General features: G+C 36.6%; 22 protein-coding genes and 1 pseudogene. 19 read left to right on the forward strand and 4 right to left on the reverse strand.

Features of this window, described 5'->3' with window-relative positions:
* Positions 1-21: 21 nt before the first annotated feature.
* Positions 22-282, reverse strand: a pseudogene (locus MKY37_RS10825) (alanine--tRNA ligase-related protein); the annotation flags it as partial.
* Positions 283-480: 198 nt separating this feature from the next.
* Here MKY37_RS10825 and MKY37_RS10830 point away from each other — a divergent pair.
* Both MKY37_RS10830 and MKY37_RS10835 read left to right on the forward strand, forming a co-directional pair.
* Positions 481-924: an ASCH domain-containing protein gene (locus tag MKY37_RS10830; protein WP_340776908.1), complete on the forward strand. Its 444-nt coding sequence runs from the start codon at positions 481-483 to the stop codon at positions 922-924.
* A gap of 13 nt (positions 925-937) precedes the next feature.
* A complete protein-coding gene (locus MKY37_RS10835; RefSeq protein WP_340776909.1) occupies positions 938-1,591 on the forward strand; it encodes a glyoxalase in 654 nt (217 codons plus the stop codon).
* A 98-nt stretch (positions 1,592-1,689) separates the two neighbouring features.
* Here the strand turns inward: MKY37_RS10835 and MKY37_RS10840 are convergent, their stop codons facing one another.
* Positions 1,690-2,514 carry an STAS domain-containing protein gene (locus tag MKY37_RS10840; RefSeq protein WP_340776911.1) on the reverse strand — a complete coding sequence of 275 codons (825 nt, stop codon included), beginning with the start codon at positions 2,512-2,514 and terminating at the stop codon, positions 1,690-1,692.
* Positions 2,515-2,616: 102 nt separating this feature from the next.
* Between MKY37_RS10840 and MKY37_RS10845 the strand changes: the two genes are divergently transcribed.
* From MKY37_RS10845 to MKY37_RS10860, 4 genes are all read left to right on the forward strand, one after another.
* The gene (locus tag MKY37_RS10845) at positions 2,617-3,135 is read left to right on the forward strand and encodes a DUF4825 domain-containing protein (RefSeq protein WP_340776913.1); all 519 of its coding nucleotides are present in this window, start codon (positions 2,617-2,619) and stop codon (positions 3,133-3,135) included.
* 12 nt (positions 3,136-3,147) lie between these two features.
* Entirely contained in the window at positions 3,148-4,158 is a 1,011-nt protein-coding gene (locus MKY37_RS10850; RefSeq protein WP_340776917.1) for a serine hydrolase domain-containing protein, read from the forward strand.
* Between the two features lie 296 nt (positions 4,159-4,454).
* Positions 4,455-4,748, forward strand: a complete 294-nt coding sequence (locus tag MKY37_RS10855; RefSeq protein WP_445323038.1) for a DUF6509 family protein — start codon at positions 4,455-4,457, stop codon at positions 4,746-4,748.
* 150 nt (positions 4,749-4,898) lie between these two features.
* Complete coding sequence (locus MKY37_RS10860; RefSeq protein WP_340776922.1) at positions 4,899-6,440, forward strand: Mur ligase family protein; 1,542 nt, start codon at positions 4,899-4,901, stop codon at positions 6,438-6,440.
* Between the two features lie 56 nt (positions 6,441-6,496).
* Here the strand turns inward: MKY37_RS10860 and MKY37_RS10865 are convergent, their stop codons facing one another.
* Together MKY37_RS10865 and rluF are read right to left on the reverse strand one after the other, a co-directional pair.
* Positions 6,497-7,216, reverse strand: coding sequence for a DUF6904 family protein (locus tag MKY37_RS10865; RefSeq protein WP_340776925.1), 720 nt, complete (start codon positions 7,214-7,216; stop codon positions 6,497-6,499).
* Positions 7,217-7,238: 22 nt separating this feature from the next.
* Positions 7,239-7,943, reverse strand: coding sequence for a 23S rRNA pseudouridine(2604) synthase RluF (gene rluF / locus MKY37_RS10870; RefSeq protein WP_340776928.1), 705 nt, complete (start codon positions 7,941-7,943; stop codon positions 7,239-7,241).
* A gap of 251 nt (positions 7,944-8,194) precedes the next feature.
* On the opposite strand from rluF, the gene MKY37_RS10875 reads away from it, so the two are divergent.
* From MKY37_RS10875 to MKY37_RS10935, 13 genes are all read left to right on the forward strand, one after another.
* Entirely contained in the window at positions 8,195-9,163 is a 969-nt protein-coding gene (locus MKY37_RS10875; RefSeq protein ID WP_340776931.1) for a DUF4003 family protein, read from the forward strand.
* A gap of 50 nt (positions 9,164-9,213) precedes the next feature.
* A complete protein-coding gene (locus MKY37_RS10880) occupies positions 9,214-9,687 on the forward strand; it encodes an acyl-CoA thioesterase (RefSeq protein WP_340776933.1) in 474 nt (157 codons plus the stop codon).
* Positions 9,688-9,706: 19 nt separating this feature from the next.
* Positions 9,707-10,084, forward strand: a complete 378-nt coding sequence (locus tag MKY37_RS10885; RefSeq protein ID WP_340776936.1) for a hypothetical protein — start codon at positions 9,707-9,709, stop codon at positions 10,082-10,084.
* 412 nt (positions 10,085-10,496) lie between these two features.
* The gene (locus MKY37_RS10890) at positions 10,497-11,954 is read left to right on the forward strand and encodes a sensor histidine kinase (RefSeq protein ID WP_340776938.1); all 1,458 of its coding nucleotides are present in this window, start codon (positions 10,497-10,499) and stop codon (positions 11,952-11,954) included.
* The gene (locus MKY37_RS10895; RefSeq protein ID WP_340776940.1) at positions 11,929-12,498 is read left to right on the forward strand and encodes an ANTAR domain-containing response regulator; all 570 of its coding nucleotides are present in this window, start codon (positions 11,929-11,931) and stop codon (positions 12,496-12,498) included. The genes MKY37_RS10890 and MKY37_RS10895 overlap by 26 nt, the downstream gene beginning before the upstream one ends.
* A gap of 141 nt (positions 12,499-12,639) precedes the next feature.
* Complete coding sequence (eutH, locus tag MKY37_RS10900) at positions 12,640-13,911, forward strand: ethanolamine utilization protein EutH (RefSeq protein ID WP_340776943.1); 1,272 nt, start codon at positions 12,640-12,642, stop codon at positions 13,909-13,911.
* A gap of 34 nt (positions 13,912-13,945) precedes the next feature.
* Entirely contained in the window at positions 13,946-14,287 is a 342-nt protein-coding gene (eutS, locus tag MKY37_RS10905) for an ethanolamine utilization microcompartment protein EutS (RefSeq protein ID WP_211896029.1), read from the forward strand.
* 15 nt (positions 14,288-14,302) lie between these two features.
* Entirely contained in the window at positions 14,303-14,812 is a 510-nt protein-coding gene (locus MKY37_RS10910; protein ID WP_340776946.1) for a EutP/PduV family microcompartment system protein, read from the forward strand.
* Positions 14,813-14,981: 169 nt separating this feature from the next.
* The gene (locus MKY37_RS10915) at positions 14,982-16,430 is read left to right on the forward strand and encodes an ethanolamine ammonia-lyase reactivating factor EutA (protein ID WP_445323039.1); all 1,449 of its coding nucleotides are present in this window, start codon (positions 14,982-14,984) and stop codon (positions 16,428-16,430) included.
* Positions 16,431-16,446: 16 nt separating this feature from the next.
* Entirely contained in the window at positions 16,447-17,811 is a 1,365-nt protein-coding gene (locus MKY37_RS10920) for an ethanolamine ammonia-lyase subunit EutB (protein ID WP_340776949.1), read from the forward strand.
* A 12-nt stretch (positions 17,812-17,823) separates the two neighbouring features.
* The gene (gene eutC, locus MKY37_RS10925) at positions 17,824-18,774 is read left to right on the forward strand and encodes an ethanolamine ammonia-lyase subunit EutC (RefSeq protein WP_340776951.1); all 951 of its coding nucleotides are present in this window, start codon (positions 17,824-17,826) and stop codon (positions 18,772-18,774) included.
* A 17-nt stretch (positions 18,775-18,791) separates the two neighbouring features.
* Positions 18,792-19,439, forward strand: a complete 648-nt coding sequence (eutL, locus tag MKY37_RS10930) for an ethanolamine utilization microcompartment protein EutL (RefSeq protein ID WP_340776953.1) — start codon at positions 18,792-18,794, stop codon at positions 19,437-19,439.
* A 16-nt stretch (positions 19,440-19,455) separates the two neighbouring features.
* Entirely contained in the window at positions 19,456-20,982 is a 1,527-nt protein-coding gene (locus MKY37_RS10935) for an aldehyde dehydrogenase family protein (RefSeq protein ID WP_340776955.1), read from the forward strand.
* Positions 20,983-20,990: the final 8 nt, after the last annotated feature.

Raw genomic sequence — 20,990 nt, forward strand, 5'->3', positions numbered from 1 at the left:
ATCGAAACGGCGCTCCCAGTTAATCTGTCCATTTACCTCCGTTGTATTTTCAGGTAAAGGATTGGTAAGAAAATGTCTTAATTCTCCGTTGATCACTTCAACATTTGTCACTTCGATACCGTTTAATAGACCGAGATCATGCGGCTGACCACCTCCATTAGGGTAAAAGGCAGTCTCGGAAAGTACAACATAATCAGCTTGTTGCTTTATTACTTTCGCTTTAAAGGATTGGATGCATGGGTCTTCATAATAGAGTTTGTTCGTCATTTGAATGAGCTCCTTTTGGACTTGATAGTTTCGAGCATTCTATTAAAGTAAAATGCATACAATCGATACAGGAATCATGAAATCAATTAGTTGCAGTGCTATTGTTATAGCATACGTTGTAAGAATAAATCCACCAAATTGCAATAGTAATTATGGAAATAGTTTAATATACTGAATTTAACGAAAAAATAAAAGTTGAATGAGGTTTTATAAATGAACAAATTGGCGCAAACGTATTGGGATACTTATTGGAAAGGAAAAGAAACACCATTATCGGTGACTTCGTGGCAGTTTGGCGGGAGCCCAGATGAACTGGCTCAGCTAGTGAAGGATGGAGTAAAATCTGCTACATGCTCGTTGCATCTATTTTATGAATTGGAGAAAGAGCCACTTCCAAAGGTGGATGATTATAGTATTGTACTTAATAGTAAGGATGAACCTGTTTGTATAATTCGTACGTCTGACGTGAAAATAATGCCGATGAATGAAGTACCTTCGGATTTTGCTTATGCGGAGGGAGAAGGAGATCGCTCCTACGATCATTGGAGGAAGGTACATATCGAATTTTTCACAAACGAGTTAAAAGGAGTAGGTAGGGAGTTTTCAGAAGACATGTTACTTGTTTGCGAGCGCTTTGAACTGATAGACGTTAAGTAATGGAGGGGAGAATATGTTTAAGACGGTAACTCTATATACAAATCAATTAAAACAATTGCGAGGGTTCTATGGAAATGTTTTGGAAATTCCCATAGAGGTATCAACAGACGAGCATTTTCAAATATCTATTGGAACTTCGACGCTTATTTTTCGGCTTTCCGAATTACAGACTTCCTATCACTTTGCTATTAACATACCAGGTAATCAGTTTACACTTGCGAAGCATTGGGCAAAAGAAAGGGTAGTACTAAATAGAGAAGCAGCAGTTGATGAAATCTATTATGCTCGATTTGAAGCAGATGCATTTTACTTTGAAGATCCAGTGGGGAACGTCATTGAACTAATAGCAAGACGTAATGTAGATAAATGGAGTGACTTCAGCATCGAGTCATTTTTAAACTTAAGTGAGGTAAGTATTACTACTCCATTTGTAGAAGAAGCAGGAGAGAAGCTACAAGAAATTGGTATTCCTATTTCAGGTCATTTCCAACTTCAACCTGATGAATTAAATTTTCTAGGAAAAAAAGATACGTTTATTTTATTAGTTCCTCCAAAGCGACGATGGTATTTTTCTAAAAGAATGAGTGAGACCTCTCCATTAGAAATAGTGATAGAAGATGGAAAAGTAATTCTAGTGAACAGAGAAGGAAAAATAACGATTCAATAAAATAAAAGCGATAAAAAATATCCACAGGGGAACAATAGCGCTTTTTAGAGAGTTATTCACATGTGGATAACTCTCTAAAAATATATGCCGTGAATAACTTAAGAATTAGCTTTCAGAGCATACATTAATGTAGAATATGTTTGAATCTCCGAAAAATTAATACCTAGCGAAACAGCCGTTTGAGCAAGTTCAGGTCGAATTCCTGAGAAAATAGAATTTACGCCAATAAGCTTTAACGCAGAATACAGTTGATATAGCTGTTGAGCAACCATCGTATCTAGCACTGGTACTGCAGATAGATCGATAAATATAGTACTCAGTTTTTTAGCAGAACTTTGCTCCAATGTAGACTCTAAAATAACTGTAGCGCGTTCTGTATCAATATTTCCTACTAGAGGTAAAACTGCAATACCTTCTTTTATAGGAATAACTGGGCTGCTTAACTCTGTAATAAGAGCTTGTTGGGAGGCGAAAAGATTTACTGTATATTCGTGGTGGTATTTCGCAAAGTTTTCTATAATATAATCGAATGCAGTATTCATCAGGTTTGACCATTCAGCAACATCTTCTACCGTAGCAAGTGTGGTAGATTGTTGGATGAAATTTTGAACAATATTCCAATAGGCTATTCTGACATTTCGGAAACTACGAATACTTTCATATAAAGGATATTTTTCTTTTGCTCTTTTCTCTGCCACTTCAGCAGAACGAGTGTTGATATATTCTACGTATTCAAAATGATCTCGGATATATACAGAAGAGATGGCTTCTATTAGAACTTCATTTTCTTCTCTTAAATATGTCTTATATTGTGATAAACCATAGGATGGGTCAACTTTTGATTGTTCAGCTAACCATGCATCTGTTATTGCTGATTTATTTATCATGATAAAATCATATAATTCTTTGTTTAGATGACTCATTTTGTCAATCTCCTTCAATTATTCTAATATTATTATTGTAAGGGTAAAGTCCAAATTATTCCACTTGAGTGTTGCAGGAGAACGGGGTTAGGGGGGAAACAATTGCAAAAAACAATCAGTTTAGTAGTTGGAATAGCTTTAGTATTATTACTCGGAGTAGTTTATGTACTAAGTAATAATCAGAAACAAGTAGAACAAGAAGATGTGGAACAACAATCTGTAGACACTCACAACTTTAAAAAAGTACTAGCTTACGAAAATGATTATATGGGCAATAATTCTAACATCACAAATCTATTTAATAATCTTCCTCTTTCTAATCATAGAGATTTAGTAGAGTTGGATCCAGATACACTCACATTCGTTGTAAATTACAATACGAGTGGTGAAGAAAAAGTTGCTATATATAATGCGACAGTGGCTTTTATTTTGATAAAAAATTTAGAAGTAATTGATATGCGTTTTACAGACCAATCCTATGTAATAACAAGAGAGAATGTCGAAGAGTGGTTTGGTGATGATTTTAGTAGTTTAAACGAGCCGGCGGTATTTAAAGAGAATGTTCAACAGCCAATAATGGAAATTACAACGACCGATTGGATCGATCAATATACAAAATAGGGGTGTTTTGTTATGAATAATTTAACGAATCAATTAGAAAAGATCCAAAAAGAAAATCAATTTGCAGGATCTATCTTTATGAAACAAGGTGAATCGGTACAAGTACAGTCTAGTTTTGGATACGCTAATCGTGCAGAAGCTATACTCAATGAAAAAGAAACCCGCTTTGGTATTGCTTCGGGGTGTAAATTATTTACTGCAGTTGCGATTGCTCAACTTGCAGAAGCAGGGAAATTGAGTTTTGATGCCCTTTTAAGAGACGTATTAGACATTTCTTTTCCACATTTTCACAAAGACGTTACAATCCATCATTTACTCACGCATACTTCGGGTATCGCGGATTATTTTGATGAGGAAGTAATGGATGACTTTGAGGAATTATGGATAAATACTCCGATGTACCATATGCGCCGATTGCATGACTTTTTACCATTGTTTCAAAAGGAGCAGCAGAAGTTTATACCTGGAGAGAAGTTTGCTTATAATAACGCTGGATATATAGTTTTAGGTTTGATCGTAGAAAAAGTGAGTGGAATGGTATTTACTGACTATGTTCAGCAGAACATTTTGGACAAAGCAGGGATGAGGAACTCAGGTTATTTTGCATTAGATGCTTTACCTACTAGAACGGCAATTGGTTACATAGATCGTGAGGATGGTACGTGGAAAACGAATATGTATTCTCTTCCCATACAGGGGGGGGCAGATGGCGGAGCATTTGTCACTGCCGAGGATATGGTGTTATTTTGGGAAGCTCTTATACAAGATAAGTTATTGAACGATAAAACAATACTGCTGACTCCACACGTTCATGAGGAGGATGATAGTTATTATGGGTACGGAGTTTGGATAGATAAACGTGAGGACGAAATCTATAAATATCACGTAATGGGATATGATCCTGGAGTGAGTTTTCACTCAGCATATTATCCACATAATGATCTTGTACTTGCTGTTTGCTCCAATAAATCTAAGGGTGCATATGCTATGTTGCTAGAGTTGGAAAAATCCTGCGAAATTTGAGCAGGATTAATCCTTCTGACGTTCTTTTCGTTGTTTTTTCAGGAGTTTATAAGCCAAATAAAGCATAGAGATTCCTAAGACAAAGGAAAGTATAGAGTAAAGTCCTTCATTTATACTCTTTCCGAACACTAATAGTAAAAGATATAAAGGAACCAAAATATAAATAAGCTTTTCAGGATTTAGACGCATTTGTTCACTCCTTCATTTATAGGTTATTAAGCATATTATATCAATAATAATGAAAATGTATTATTATCTATTAAAAATGATAAACTATAGTTACGGAGGTGGACTTTTTGAAAATAACATCCTACGAGGTTGATAAGTTAAACGATCCAACAGGAATCATAACAGGCGATCGCTTTGAATTTCTACTTGGAATTGAAGTACCTGAAGATGATGAACTTTTTGATGAAAATAATTCATTAGATTTACGTGTGATTCTAGTGATAGAAGAAACAGAAGCGCGTATTGTACAATACCATTTCATTAACCGAAGCAACGGTAAAGTATTAGATTTTGGCCTAGAAGAGGAAGAAGAAGCAATTGTTCTTTCATTTTGCAAAGAACATTATAATGATATTATTTAAACAAAAACCGAGAAGACATGTGCTTCTTGGTTTTTGTTTTTAAGAGGAATGCTTCTACCAAACAATAAAACATGTTATATAAGTTTTCTTCTTATCGTAATTGAGGTAAACTGATGGAGAAGATTTACAACAACAAAAGGTGGCTGTTTGATGGAGATTACAAATTTAATGAAGCATATACCTGTATTAGAAACTAAAAATGCTGGGCCAATAGAAATAACGGGTCTTGCTTATAATTCACGCAAAGTGGAAAATGGGCAAGTGTTTGTATGTATAAAAGGATTTAAGGCAGATGGACACCAATTCGCAGGACAAGCTGTTGAAGGTGGTGCAGTTGCTTTAGTGGTAGAAGACTTTATCGATGAAATTGAGGTACCACAATATAAAGTAGAGAATGGACGTACAGCACTTGCTACTCTTGCTGATGCTTTTTATAATCACCCTACTCGTAAGTTGAAAACGATTGGGATCACGGCGACTAACGGAAAGACATCTACCTCGTTTATGACAAATGCGATTTTAGAAAACTATGGCTTTAAAACGGGGCTTATGGGAACAGTTGTAGTGAAAATAGGAGATTATGCAGAGCCTTCTGAACTAACAACTCCAGAATCTTTAGATTTACAACGATTTTATGCGCAAATGGTGGATGAAAATGTAAGTCATGCAACGATGGAAGTATCATCCTCCGCTTTAGAATTAAATCGTGTAGGATGTGTGGACTTTGATATCGTCACACTAAATAATATTAGTCGCGAACATATTGACTTGCACTCCTCATTTGAAAACTATTTTTATCATAAGTCTAGTCTTATTCGCAATGCTGGTACTGATAAGGTTGCCATTTTAAACCTGGATGATTCATATTCGGCATCACTTGTGAATAAGACGAAAGCGAAGGTTATCACCATTGGTGTCGAGGAGCAATCTGCAGATGTTATTTGTACGAATTTAGACCTATCAACTGGTAGAGCAAAATTCACAGTAGAAATTCAACAGGATCTAGTTACGCAGGATCTCGTTATACCAGAGCAAAGTTTTACAGTTGAACTTTCTACTCCAGGTTTCCACTCGGTATATAATTCAATGGTCAGTATTGTGATTGGGCTATTATGTGAAGTTCCAGTAGTTACTATCCAAAAGAGTTTGGCAGAGTTTGTAGGGGTAGAACGTCGTTTTGAAATTATTTTTGAAGATGATTTTAAAATTATTGATGACCACTTTGCAAACAGTGGTAATATAGATATTACACTAGGTACTTTAGAAAAGATGGACTTTGAACGTATAAAGCTTGTTTATGCTATTCGTGGAGATCGTGGTGTGACGGTGAATAGAGAAAATGCAGAGACAATTGCTAAATGGGCACCAAAGCTTGGTATACATGAGGTAATTGCTACATTAAGTCGTTCCCATGTTACTCAAAAAGATGTCGTTTCGGAGAGTGAGCTTGCAGTATTCCAGGAAGTTATGGAAGAGGCAGGTATCGAAGTTCAACTTTACGAAGAGTTACCAGAAGCGATTAACCGTAGCCTAGACGATATTACAGATGGAGATCTACTGTTATTAGCTGGTTGTCAGGGAATGGATTACGGGGCAAAACTTGCATTAGAGCAACTAGAAATCATTCGGCCAAATGTCGATAAAAAGAAGTTATTTCAACCACTTGAAAAACGAGTAGCTGGAAACTCATAATATATGAAAAAGCAGTTCCATGAATGGAGCTGCTTTTTTGTTATACAATCAAAAATTTACCATTCAATACTTTCTGGATACTCTATATTCATTCGGAAATCATGGATAGTACTTTTAGTTTTATTGGTTTCTGACAGAATTTTACTTTTAAAATTATGATAGTCTTTCGTTTGGACGATAATATTGTGTACAATCGATTCAAAAGCTTGGGTCCGTTGCTCCTTAGACATATCGATATAAGATATATTGAGTAGGTCGATGTATTGTATGGCATACTCTTCTACAAATGCATTTGACGTAATCACATATTGCATAGCAAACGTATACGTTTCTTCAGACATATTCTTTTTCAGCGCTTCTGCAATAAGAGCTTGAAGTTTTCGGGCATTCACGATATGAATATCTAAATCCGTAGCCTGTTCATACTTTTTATGAAGATTGATAAAATCATTAATTGCAACTAAAGCAAAAATAAGCTCAGGCCATAGGATTTCTGTGGAGAAGTAAATATTGTTCTGTGAAGCGATAAAATCGTGATTCTTCATCGTATCTCTCTTCAACCCGTTGCCAACACTTTCAACATTCTTACTTCCCTGATACGCCTGTCTTAAATCATGCATAGTTCTCAATAAACGCATTCGAGCACCTTGCCAATCGAGATAGCGTGATTCGTTTCCTGTTAAACGATGTAGTGCAGTACATAGTTCATCTAAATCCCAATAGTCCCCACTTATAAGTGCTCCAGTTAGGTTCTCGGTATTTTTAAGAGCTAACATGTTTACACCTCCTGATATACTATTACCGTTTTGGTGAATAGTTAAGCGTCTTAAATAGTTCTGCTTTTTCAGTAGGTGTAAGTTCTCTCCATTCTCCAATAGGAAGACCTTCAATAGATATATTCATAATACGTATTCGTTGTAGTCTTTTCACGGTAAATCCTAATGCAGAACACATTCTACGTATCTGACGATTTAAGCCCTGAGTTAAGATTATATTGAATGTTTTTGGTCCAATCTTTTTTACTTTACAAGGTAGTGTTTTTGTACCAAGTATATTTACCCCAGTAGACATTTTTTCGATAAATGTATCGGTGATTTTCTCATTGACTGTCACAACGTACTCTTTCTCATGGCTGTTTTCTGCACGTAGAATTTCATTTACAATATCTCCGTCATTTGTCAGAAGTATTAAACCATCAGAATCTTTATCTAAACGCCCGATATGGAAAATACGTAGGGGATGGTTAACGAAATCGACGATATTACCTTTTACATGAGTTTCTGTAGTACTAGTAATACCTACAGGTTTATTTAATACTAGATAAACGAGGGGTTGTTCAACAACAATTTGCTCACCATCAACGCGTACATCGTCACCAACTTCTACTTTACTGCCTAGTTCTGCAGTTTTTCCGTTAATCATTACTCTTCCATCCGTGATCCATTTGTCTGCACCGCGTCTAGAGATAATCCCTGCTTCACTTAAAAATTTATTAATCCGCATAATAAACACCTACTTTTCACTCATTCTCTGTCCAGCTGCAGACGCCAACAACTCGATCACTTCAGACTTGTAGAAAAGGCAAAGGGCCCTTTTACTTCAAGTCTTCTAGCGCTTTTCGCTGCGGGGCGGCGTTTGCTCTAGCGCTAGCTCGTCGCAAGAAAAGCGTCTGCCGCTTTTCTAATTGTATTAATTATAACAAAAGTTGAAACTAAATTAGAGTAATAGCGTAAATTAGGAAAGGAGTGATTTGTATGAATATTGAACAAAGATTAGAGCAAACATTTAATGCACTGAAAAAAACATTAGGTTGGACCGTGGATAAACGAATAACTTTGTCACTTGCGGGGTACTATGTAACTTTAGAGAAGGAATTTGATGAAACTAAGTATAAAGAAGTAGCTAGCCATTTAAAAAAAAGAGCAGGCGTCTTTTCGCCCTTACGCTCACACTTACATCCTCTTTTTGTAGCAACTTTAGATGTTTCCGGAGCAGAACCTGAGCAAGCGGTAAATTTGTTAATGGAAAAAGCAGATGCTTTAAAACAGTTTGGTTTTAAAGTGAATAGCTATACGTATTTGGCCGCCCTCATGATGTCGGAACAAAAAGATCAATGGCCATTTGAAATGAAAATGGCACAAAAATTAATGGATGATATGAAGGCACATCATCGCTTTCTAACATCTACAGATGATTATCCATATGCAATGTTTTTGGGCAAAATGGAAGGCGATACGGCTGTTCGAGCTGAAACGATGAACCGCTATTACAAAGAGTTAAAGCAACATAAATTCTATTCCGGAAATGAACTACAGTGGATGTCCCAGGTCCTTACGTATTCCAATCCAGAGTATGAAGAAAATATGGTGGGCAGAGCAGTAATTATCCGAGACGGATTAAAAAGCGTCAAAATAAAAACTTCTCAGGCACAATATCCGATTATAGGTTTTATGGCAGCTTTAAAATTGGATGAGGAACAATTAAACGAGATTGTGGCAAACTATGAAGCCATCGCTAGTATGAAATTATTTTCGTGGTACAAAGACTCGGCTCTTCCTATCGCATTTGGACTGTCCTTAAGATCTTCTAAGGAAGCTTATGCAACTGCAGCAATTTCCATGGCAACTTCGATAGAGCTTATATTACAGGCGCAACAAGCGATTATGATTTCAACTATTGCAGCTTCTAGCGCTGCAGCAGCATCTAGTTCTGGCTCGGATTAATGAACATGCTATACTAAACATAGACTATCTATATAAGAGGAGTTAGAATAATGAACACCAATCCAATGAGTCAATCAAGAACTATTCAAACACATTTAATATTACCCCCGGATACAAATCATCACGAAACAATTTTTGGTGGAAGAGTGTTGGCATTTATCGATGAGATTGCAGCCATATCTTCTATGAAACACGCACAAGGTGCTGTAGTTACAGCTTCTATTGATTCTGTAGACTTTCTTTCATCTGCAAAGGTAGGAGATGTAATAGAGTTAGAAGCAGTTGTTTCTAATGCGGGTCGTTCTTCGATGGAGGTTTATGTTCGAGTAACATCAACAAACCTAATTACTGGGGAAGAGAAATTAACAACTGAATCTTATGTAACAATGGTCGCAGTTGATGATAATGGGAAGCCTGTACCTGTACCAGGCATACATCCAGAAACTGAAGCTGAAAAACGTCTTTATGAAACAGGACCTGCTAGACGTGCTCATCGAAAACAACGCTTAGAAATGAAATACTAAAAGAGTAGGAAGTGGCTAAGTGCTAAAGCAAATTGATGAACTATACAAATATCTGATGATTATGCTGCTCGTCTTATATTTAATCAATTCGATTTATCTACAAGAAGTTACGATCACTTTCACAGCAATAATACTCGTCGTTCTTTTGGAATTAACGAAACATCGTCACCATATTAAACAACTAACCTATTCGCAACTATCTATTATCGGTGTCGTATTACTAGCAGGTATTGCAGGTATCATTTATCTGCTTGTGACGATTCAGATATTCTTAGAGCCTATAGGTCTACCAGAAAAAATCGAAAGTGTCCTGTTCTTTGTATGTATAGTAATAGGCATATATATTTTGTGGTATTTTATCGGCAAGCTATTTGGTAGAGCGCTAGAAAAACAATGAAAACCTGTAAATGCACTGCTTTAAGCTATGCAATTTACAGGTTTTTTTAAAAGCAAAAATATAAAAATGTCTCGTGAATACTGGGCTCATGGGACTTTAAGAATGAATAATACTAGTTACCCCAAAATGTACTTCTCTGTTTCTAAGAGTTGTAGGAGGGGACGGACAGGCAAACGCTATAAGATTACCAGAATCTCCCCCCAAAAACGGTTATAGTATAGCAACAAGTCTGTTCAAAGCTCCTTCGAAAAAGATAGAAACAGGTTTTGAAATTAAAGGACCAGGCATCTTTTTTGCTGGTTTTTCTAATTATTTAAACCCTATTTCATCTCAAAGCGATCATTGACCAAACGTATATTTCTTCGTATAATGAATTCAAATAATTCCAACAAATGGAGGTGAAAATAATTACTTGAGTGAATCTACCTTAAACCAGTTATGTCAAATCTATACGGAATTATCTACAGAGGATATAAAGGTTTTAGAAAATGTTGCTTCTAATTTGCAATTATATGCAGATTTGAATAATGCGTATATGTTCATAGACTGTATGATGAAGAATTCGGAACAAGCTATAGTTGTTTCGGAGGCCTTCCCTAGAAATTCTGAGTCTATATATGAAAAATCCGTAGTAGGAAAAATTGTTTTTGAATCGTTCGAACCGGGTGTTTTTTATAGTTATCGAACCGGTAAAAAATCACTTACTAGCCAGGCAGTTACACAAGAAGGAAAAACTGTAGAGCAAAGTGTTATCCCGATAAAAAACGACAAACATCAAGTGATTGGGGTACTAATTTCTGAGGAAGAAATTTATAAACATATGCCGATTAGTAGCAGTTATAAAAATGTATCATTTGGTCAAGATGAGCTAAGTGAAGTCCTTGGAGGTAACTCAAGGGAAGTACCAATGATCTCGGATCTTTTAATGGAAATTTTCCTTCTAACAGACAAAGATGATTGCTTAACATATTCTAATCCCGCCGGAGTGAACTTTATAGCAGAAATGACTCAAATGGATAAAATTCAAAATCAGCCTATTTTAGAATTATTACCTTTTCTTCAATCCGTTTATGATTTTAAAGAAGATGTCTTCATATTTGATTTAACTGTAGATAGAAAAAATTTGATAGTAAAAAAAATTAGAATAAAAGAGAAAGAACATCTTAAAGGAACTCTTCTTCTTATTCAAGATGTAACAGAGCTTCGAACAAAAGAAAAAGAACTAATGATGAAATCTGTAGTTATTCAAGAAATTCACCACCGAGTAAAAAATAATCTACAGACGGTAGCTAGCTTGTTACGTCTTCAAATGAGAAAAGGATTTCCAGAAGAAAGTAAGGTATATTTTGAAGATACCCTTAATAGAATATATAGTATTTCTTCCGTTTATGAACTGATTTTATCCAACTCTAATGCCGATGATGAAGATGTTAATATTATTGATTTAACTAAAAAAGTATCTTCAACCTTAGTGCTAAATGAATATTTAAAAAAAGTTAACTTGATTATTGAGTCAAATGGCAATAAGATATTAACAACATCAAGGAAAGCGGTTTCAATTGCATTGATTATCAATGAACTTGTACAAAATTCTTTAAAGCATGCATTTCCAGAAGATATTGCAGGAGAAATAGTAGTAAGTTTTTATTCAAATAAGGACTTTTTAGAGCTTCATATTTTCGACAACGGAGTTGGAATGCAGGAGCCAAAATCATCTTTAGGTTTAGAGATAGTTCATAACCTTGTATTAAATGATTTAAATGGGGAGTTTAGATACGTTCCTGTAGAGCAAGGTACGCATGCAGTAGTAACATTCCCAATAAGTTCGGAGGTTATTATCTATCATGAAAAAGAGAATATTAATAGCTGAAGATGAATCTATCATAAGAATGGATATTAAACTTATGCTTCAAGATCAAGGCTATGAAGTAGTGGGAGAAGCAGGAGATGGAGATAAAGCTATTGAGTTAGCATTTTTACATAAACCAGATTTAATCCTTATGGATATTAAGATGCCAAAGATAAATGGTCTACAAGCTAGTAAAATAATCGCAAATCAACTAGATTTACCGATTCTAATCATCACTGCCTATAGCCAAAAGGAATTTGTTGAAAAAGCTCAACAGGACAATATAGTCGGTTATTTAGTAAAACCTATTTCTGAAGCGAATTTGCTACCTGCAGTAGAGATAGCTTTACACCAATCCAAAAAAGCAAAAAGATTAAAACAAGATATATACAATGCTAAACAAGAAGTAGAGAAAAGAAAGTTAATCGAACGTGCAAAAGGGTTGTTAATGCAAGTCGAAGAAACGACAGAAGCTGATGCTTTTAAGAGAATAAGAGAATCTAGCATGTCTAGGCAGATGACAATGGAGTCAATTGCCAAAGAGATTATTTTAAAATACAAGTGAATATATAAGCAATGGCGCTTAAAGAATTTATTCTTTGAGCGCCTTTTTGTATTTCTTTAAGGGGGTGTTATCTATTCAAGTAGTAAGGATTAGGGAGTTAATTTGGGCATTATATATTATTTCATAAAGGGGGAAAAAGAAATGGCAATGATAGGAACAGTGGTAGTGTACATAATTATGATTTGTGCAGTACTTGGAGCTTTTGCCGCAATAAAGGATCCAGATAAGGGGTTAGGGAAAGAGTTTATGTCTGGCTTGCATGCAGTTGGTCATATTTTTGTTCCTGCTGCGGGTATTATGGCGTCTATTCCATATTTAACATGGTTTATCGACAAGTTTGTTGGACCAATTTTCAATTCTATAGGAGCAGATCCCGCAATTGCGGCAACTGCCATACTAGCATCGGATATGGGAGGATATCAGTTAGCGAATGCACTGAAAGATTCCTACGAAGGATGGATAATGGCACTTATTGTAGGTTACATGGCAGGAGCAACGATTGTATTCTCTATTCCAATGGGACTAGCAATGCTTGATAAACGAGATCACAAATATATGGCACTCGGTATTATGTCAGGGGTACTTACCATTCCGATTGGTGCATTTATTGCCTCTGTTTTAGTTGTGCTGTTTGATACAAAGATTCGAGATGTCATTAGTACAACAACAGATTCAACATACGAGTTCGTCATAAGCTACGGACAAATACTGATTAACTTAACACCCTTACTCATTTTCGTTATACTAATCGCAGCGGGGCTCAAATTCTTCCCGAATGGAATGATAAAGGGCTTTATGATATTTGGGCGAGTAATGGATGCTGGTATTAAATTAGTACTGGTTTTCTCCATTGTAGAAATTTTCACAGGACTATTTTCAACACTCTTTGGAGGTTGGGGCTTTGATCCTATTATGGCTGATGAGGCTGACCAATTCCGAGCGCTTGAAACCGCTGGATATATTGGTATTATGTTAGCGGGTGCCTTCCCAATGGTGTACCTATTACGTAAATATGCATCAGGGCCATTAGAGGCAGGTGGACGTAAAATAGGTCTTACTTCTGTAGGAAGCGCAGGGATATTAGCTACTATTGCTAATATTTTAGCGATGTTCTCATTAGTTCGCTATATGAGACCAAAAGACAAAGTATTGAATATCTCTTTTGGAGTATGTGCTGCATTCTTATTAGGAGATCACTTATCCTTTACAGCTAACTTCCAGCCAACTATTATTCTACCAGTTATTTTAGGTAAGCTACTTGCTGGTATATGCGCTATAGCGTTTGCTTATTGGCTATCTGTTCCTACGGCTTTGAAATTAGAGGAACAGGACCGAGCGGCTGGTATTATTAAAGAAGGTGAATATTTAGAAGATGAGGATATTGGAAAAGACTCGGTTCCAGTACAAGCGTAAGTAATTCTATATTACGCATGAAAGGAGCATCTGAATGAGTGAAGAGAAAAAAAGATTCATACAAGAATTTGTACCAGGTAAACAAATTACATTAAGTCATCTAATTGCTAATCCTGATCCAGATATGTTTGTGAAATTAGGTATTCAAGAGGCTGGAGCATTAGGAATAATGACTTGTACTCCAAGTGAGACGGTTATAATTGCAGGAGATTTAGCAACTAAAGCTGCAAATGTTCAAATTGGATTTTTAGATAGATTCACTGGAAGTCTTGTAATTGTAGGCAGTGTATCTGAAGTAGATATGTCCATGATAGAGATTAATAGATTTCTTTCTGAAAGACTAGGATATACACCAGCAGAAATAACAAAGTCGTAAGGATGTGTACAGACCATGAAAAATAGAGCAATGCTCATTGGTGCAATTGGAGCAGGTAAGTCGACACTGACTAACTCTTTGCTAGGAAAAATTGTTCCTGCTATTAAAACACAAACATTGGTCTATTATGATTGGATTGTGGATACCCCTGGAGAATACACGGAAAATCCGTTCTTTTACAAAAATATTATGGCGACTGCTTTAGAAGTAACACATATTTTTTATTTGCAGGATGCAACAAATGGGAAAATGATATTTCCTCCAGGATTTAGCATGGGGTTTTCTAAACTACCTATTGGTGTAATAACTAAAAGTGATCATCCAGATGCAAATATCGAACGCTCGATCGAAATGATTCGTTCCGTCATTTCATTTGGTCCAATTGTTATCACTTCTTCAGTCAACGGGACAGGAATGGAACATTTAAAAGCATTAGTGGATATGGATGATATGGCATCGATGAAAAACTATGTGGAAAACAAACAAGATGATTATCTATTATTTACAAACGACCTTTACAGTTAACTAAATTTTTGATATATTTACAGTTATCAAATAAAAGTTTATAAATCGGCAATGACGCCTTTACTTCCACATGGATAATCCTATGTGTTTAGTAGAGGCGTTTTTTTATGGATTATTATTTACATTTCACTGTCTTAGTATGAGTTTTTGTTAGAAATGAGGTGCGATTTTGATCAATTTCAATCAAAAAATGGAAACGATTATTAGTGCTGGAATTGACATAGGTACAAGTACGACAAAGCTTATTATTAGTCGCTTTTCCTTAATGAATACCGCCGGAACAACTCATGTACCGAGAATTGAGATTGTTGATAAGGAAATTATATATAAAAGCCCTATCTTTAGAACTCCTTTAAAGGATGCTTCCACTATTCTTGTCTCAGAAATAGAGAAAATTATTCGTTCTGAGTACGCAAATGCTGGTATCAAACCAAATCAAATTGAAACAGGTGCTGTAATTATCACAGGTGAAACGGCAACGAAACAAAATGCGAAAGAGATGTTGCACTACCTTTCGGATGAAGTTGGAGATTTTTTAGTAGCCACGGCAGGTCCAGATTTAGAGGGTATTATCGCAGCAAAAGGTTCTGGTGCATATGAATATTCTGCTCGTTCCAAAAAAGTAATTGCGAATATTGATATAGGTGGTGGAACTGCGAATATTGCTGTCTACAAAGATAGGGAACTCCTTGGTACGTGTACGATGCATATTGGTGGAAGATTAATAGAATTTGAGGATGAAAAGATAAAATCTATTTCTCCTCCTGTACAAAGGTTACTAGAATCACAGGGAATATCTTTGCATGTAGGAGATTCAAAGGCATCATCCGAAATTCAATTAGTAGTAAAGTTTATGACAGAATCGCTTAGTCGAATATTAAAAAATGAAGTAAATCAAATAGATCAGATACTTTTACTTGGACACTCGCCTAACTGGAAAGAAGCAGTCGATACCATCGTGCTTTCAGGGGGAATAGCTGAATGTGTTTATAACCATGAAGTCAATGGTAAGCAGATAGCTCAATATGACGATATTGGTCAAGAACTTGCAAGGGAATTACAAAGAAATGAGAATCTACGAAGCTTTACTTGGTTTGAACCTATCGAAACAGTGCGTGCTACGGTGCTAGGAGCTGGAACTCAAACGACGGAAATTAGTGGAGCAACAATACAGGTGTCTCCAAGTGATTTACCTTTAAAAAATGTACCTGTATATAGTTTTAACTTTCATTCGAATTTGCAACAGGGTTTAGCAGAATTTGATGATGAGATTAGAAAAGCTATAGATATGTATGATGCAACGAGAGAGGGACAAAACTTTGCATTGTATATCTCTGAGCTGCCTTACATGGGATTTCGAGATATACAAAAACTATCCGAAGCCATAATACGAGTGATGGAAAAACGTCCGGATCCATCACTGCCTATTGTACTCGTTTTACAGACAGACCATGCAAAGGTAATCGGTCAAACACTGCTAGCTATGCGTGTTCGCCAAAGTGTTATATGTATTGATCAAGTAAGTGTCGATCATGGCGACTATATGGATATCGGAAAAGCACTCAACTCGGGCGTTGTACCAGTTGTAGTGAAAACCTTAACATTCCACTCGTCGTAAAGGAGGGTGTTCAACTGTGAATTTTAAAACAATTTTAGGTGGTATTAGCTATATCTTTCAAGACCTGAAGGAAGTAATGGCAAAAGCAAATGAAGAAAAATCAGGTGACCGCCTAGCGGGTGTAGCCGCAGATACAGTACAGGAACGGATTGCTGCAAAATCGGTACTTAGTGAAATCTTACTAAGTGACATACGAAATCATCCTTTAATACCTATAGAAGAAGATGAGGTATCTCGAATAATTGAAGGAGATTTAAATGAAAAAATTTACGGTGAAATAAAAAATTGGAGTGTCGCTGAGTTAAGAGAATACATTTTAAGCAACGAAGTAGGTGACCGAGAACTAAAAAGAATTAGTAAAGGACTAAACTCTGAAATGATTGCGGCAGTAGCTAAACTAATGTCCAATCTCGATTTAGTACACGCAGCCAATAAGATTGAAATTTTATCCACTTGTAATATTACAATTGGTCAAAAAGGAACAATTTCATCTCGTTTACAGCCAAACCACCCTACGGATAGTGTGGATGGAATGCTTGCTTCACTGAAGGACGGTCTATCGTATGGAATTGGAGATGCAGTAATTGGGATAAACCCAGTAGACGATTCGGTTGAAAGTGTAAAGCGATTACTGCATGCTACACACGGTTTTATTAACGATTGGAAAATCCCATCACAGAACTGTGTTCTAGCGCATGTTACAACACAGATGAAAGCAATTGAACAAGGTGCTCCAGCAGATATGATTTTCCAAAGTATAGCGGGAACAGAAGTTGCGAATCGTTCATTCGGAATATCTGCAGAACTTATTAAAGAAGCACGTGATTTAGCTCTCAAACAAGGTACTGGAACTGGTCCACAGGTGATGTATTTTGAAACTGGGCAAGGATCTGAGCTTTCGGCAGAAGCACATTTTGGTATTGACCAAATGACATTAGAATCTCGTAACTATGGATTTGCTCGACATTTTGATCCCTTTATCGTGAATACTGTTGTAGGGTTCATAGGACCAGAGTATTTGTATAACAGTAAGCAAGTAATACGAGCTGGTCTAGAGGATCACTTTATGGGGAAAATGCATGGTATACCTATGGGTGTAGATATCTGTTATACAAACCATATTAAAGCAGATCAGAATGATATTGAGGATTTGGGTGTTCTTTTAACGGCAGCTGGTGTGAATTTTATTATTGCAACTCCTATGGGAGACGATTGTATGTTGAATTATCAATCGATGAGTTATCACGATGTTGCTACTCTACTACAAACCTTTGGCAAAACACCTGCTCCAGAGTTTTTAAAATGGTTAGAGAAGATGGGAATTTATGAGAATGGTCGGTTGAGTAATCGAGCAGGAGACCCTAGTCTATTCACACGTTAGGAGATGACTTATGTGAATGAACAATTGATTAAACAAATTACAAAAATGGTTGTTGAAAAACTCCAGATGAACGAAGTGCAGGAGCAGCAAAATATAAATCTATATCCAGATAACCCAAGAGGGAGTTTAACAGAAACAAATATTTCAACGGAACCCGTTGGAGAAGTAAAATTTTATCCCTCTCACGAGACGACTCGAAATCTAGATAATGTAAATATACAAATGAGAAGTGAACAAGCTTCAAAAGAAGACGAAAAAGAAAAGTACTTTACAGAATTACGCAAGAAAACTCCCGCTAGAATTGCAGTTGGTAGGGCAGGGACCAGGCCTAAAACAAATACTTGGCTGCAATTTCGTTTTGACCATGCAGCAGCTGTAGATGCTGTTTATGGAGAGGTACCTAAGGAAATATTAGAACGTTTAAATTTCTTTCAAGTACATACGAGAGTGCTTGACAAAGAAGAATATATTCGACGTCCAGATTTAGGTAGAAGACTTTCCGATGACTCTAAAAAAATTGTTTTGGATAAATGCCAACACTCTCCAAAAGTTCAGATTGTTGCATCGAATGGACTAAGTGCGAAGGCGCTTGAAGAAAATTTGGAAGATGTCTATTTAAGTCTTGAGCAGTCCCTAAAAAACTTGAATATAGAAATAGGCACTACTTTTTATGTAGACAAAGGCAGGGTAGCTTTGATGGATGAGATTGGAGACTTACTGCAGCCTGAAATCGTAATTATCTTGATAGGGGAAAGACCAGGACTTGTATCCGCAGAATCGCTAAGTGCTTATATCTGCTATAAGCCTAGAATTGGCACGATTGAAGCGGATCGAATGGTCGTCTCTAATATCCATAAAGGTGGCATACCATCAGTGGAGGCAGGGGCATATTTAGGAACACTTATACAAAAAATATTGAAGTTTGAAGCGAGTGGAGTTTCATTAGTGAGAAAAGAAGGATAGGAGGTATCTATTAGAAGGTGAAAAAAATATTTGCAGATATTTTATCGATGCAAGTTATACCAAATGTAGATGCTGGTCTGGCTGAAAAACTCAACTTAAAGCCTTATCAAAGAAGTCTAGGGTTGTTTACAACGACTATTGATGATGTTGGATATACAGCTGCTGATGAAGCAACGAAAAAGTCTGTTGTAGAAGTAGTATATGCCAAAAGCTTCTATGCAGGAGCAGCACATGCATCAGGTCCTCTTTCGGGAGAATTTATCGGAATTATAGCAGGTCCTTCTCCAGAAGAAGTTAAAAGTGGGTTAGACTCTATTCGAATTACCATTGAAAATGATGCATTTTTTGAAGCAATAAACGAGGATGAAAATCATGCTCTATATGCAAAAGTTATTTCAAGTTGTGGAAGCTATTTAGCGCAGGTAGCTGGGGTGCAGGAAGGAAGCTCCCTTGCTTATTTAATCGCACCACCTATAGAGGCAATTGTTGGACTAGACGCAGCTTTGAAAGCGGCGGATGTTCAAGTAAAGGAGCTTTTTACACCACCTTCTGAAACCAACTTTGGAGGCGGGTTGGTTGAAGGAAGCCAATCTTCTTGTCAAGCTGCTGCGGATGCATTTCGAGAGGCCATTTTAAATATGGCTAAACGACCATTAGATTATTAGGGAAGGAGTGGTGGCTATGGTTAGCGTCATAGATACGGACTTATTGGCGTTACAGGAAATGAGAACTGCCGTCAAAAGTGCAAATGCAGCCCAAAAAGTTTATATGAAATTTTCTCAAGATCAGGTTGATCAAGTTGTTAAAGCCGTAGCAAATGCTGCTTTTGCTGAATCGGCAAGACTTGGGGTTATGGCTGTGGAAGAGACAGGTATGGGAGTTGCAGAGCATAAAAAAATAAAAAATGAAGTCGGTTCTCGTGACGTGTATGAAAGTATAAAAAATTTAAAAACAGTTGGAATAGTTGGGGAGGATAAAGCGAATAAAGTAATTGAAATTGCAGCGCCATTCGGAACTATAGCGGGAATTATTCCTACTACAAACCCTACATCAACTGCTTTTTTTAAAACGCTTATTGCATTGAAAACAAGAAATGCAATTGTAGTAAGTCCACATCCTTATGCAGTGAAGTGCACGCAAGAAGCATTGAGAGTGTGTGAGGAAGCAGCAGTAACTGCAGGTGCTCCGCGAGGTTTAGTTCAATGCTTGACGATGTCTTCTATGGAAGCTACGCAACAACTAATGAAACATCCTGATATCAACCTTATTTTGGCTACAGGGGGAGGGGCATTAGTAAAAGCTGCATACAGCTCTGGGAAACCGGCTTACGGAGTAGGACCAGGAAATGTTCCAGTATACATTGAGCGCACGGCAAAGATTGAAAAAGCTATAGAGAACATTGTTAATAGCAAGTCCTTTGACTATGGCACTATTTGTGCAACTGAACAGTCTATTGTAGTGGATCGAAATGTTGCAGAGTTAGTGACAAGAGCGCTTAAGAAAAATGGTGCTTACATATTGTCAGATGAGGAAAAGCAAGTGATGGAAAAAGTGATTTCACCAGTTCCGGGTAAAGTAAATCCAAAAATTGTTGGGAAAAGTCCTCAAGCAATTGCTGACCTTGCCGGCATTTCTTTACCAATAGATACACGCATTATTGTTGGATTAGAGACGAAGGTAGGCAAGGAGGTACCGTTTTCACTTGAGAAATTATCACCTATATTTGCAATGTATGTAGCTACAGATATTAACCATGCAAAAGAGCTTTGTTTGTCTCTTTTAGAGCTTGGAGGCATGGGGCACAGCCTCTCCCTTCACACAGAAACGGATGAAGTAGCTCGTGAGTTTGCGATAGAAATGCCAGTGTCTCGAATTCTAGTCAATACGATGTCCTCAGTGGGAGCGGTAGGTGGAACTACAGGTTTAATGCCATCTATGACCCTGGGATGCGGTACGTTTGGCGGAAACATAACTTCCGACAATGTGACTGCTAAGCATCTTTTGAATATTAAAAGAATGGCTTACGGTATTAAAGAAGTAAATCTCACCTCACCTAAAGTTTTTAAAAATAAAATAAATAATAGTCCAGACGATGTAACAGATCAAGTGGTAGAAAGTGTATTGCAGTCATTGGGTTCTAGTGACAAAGTCAATCCTAAAATAGTGAAAGACTTAGTCAGCGAAATAGTAAACAAATTATCTAAATAACCTATTAG

Source organism: Psychrobacillus sp. FSL K6-2836 (genome assembly GCF_038003085.1).
Lineage (GTDB): Bacteria > Bacillota > Bacilli > Bacillales_A > Planococcaceae > Psychrobacillus.

Coding starts and splice junctions, on each gene's coding strand:
- MKY37_RS10830 (WP_340776908.1), top strand. CDS start 481: ATGAACAAATTGGCGCAAACGTATTGGGATACTTATTGGAAAGGAAAA.
- MKY37_RS10835 (WP_340776909.1), top strand. CDS start 938: ATGTTTAAGACGGTAACTCTATATACAAATCAATTAAAACAATTGCGA.
- MKY37_RS10840 (WP_340776911.1), bottom strand. CDS start 2,514: ATGAGTCATCTAAACAAAGAATTATATGATTTTATCATGATAAATAAA.
- MKY37_RS10850 (WP_340776917.1), top strand. CDS start 3,148: ATGAATAATTTAACGAATCAATTAGAAAAGATCCAAAAAGAAAATCAA.
- MKY37_RS10860 (WP_340776922.1), top strand. CDS start 4,899: ATGGAGATTACAAATTTAATGAAGCATATACCTGTATTAGAAACTAAA.
- MKY37_RS10865 (WP_340776925.1), bottom strand. CDS start 7,216: ATGTTAGCTCTTAAAAATACCGAGAACCTAACTGGAGCACTTATAAGT.
- rluF (WP_340776928.1), bottom strand. CDS start 7,943: ATGCGGATTAATAAATTTTTAAGTGAAGCAGGGATTATCTCTAGACGC.
- MKY37_RS10875 (WP_340776931.1), top strand. CDS start 8,195: ATGAATATTGAACAAAGATTAGAGCAAACATTTAATGCACTGAAAAAA.
- MKY37_RS10880 (WP_340776933.1), top strand. CDS start 9,214: ATGAACACCAATCCAATGAGTCAATCAAGAACTATTCAAACACATTTA.
- MKY37_RS10895 (WP_340776940.1), top strand. CDS start 11,929: ATGAAAAAGAGAATATTAATAGCTGAAGATGAATCTATCATAAGAATG.
- eutH (WP_340776943.1), top strand. CDS start 12,640: ATGGCAATGATAGGAACAGTGGTAGTGTACATAATTATGATTTGTGCA.
- eutS (WP_211896029.1), top strand. CDS start 13,946: ATGAGTGAAGAGAAAAAAAGATTCATACAAGAATTTGTACCAGGTAAA.
- MKY37_RS10910 (WP_340776946.1), top strand. CDS start 14,303: ATGAAAAATAGAGCAATGCTCATTGGTGCAATTGGAGCAGGTAAGTCG.
- MKY37_RS10935 (WP_340776955.1), top strand. CDS start 19,456: ATGGTTAGCGTCATAGATACGGACTTATTGGCGTTACAGGAAATGAGA.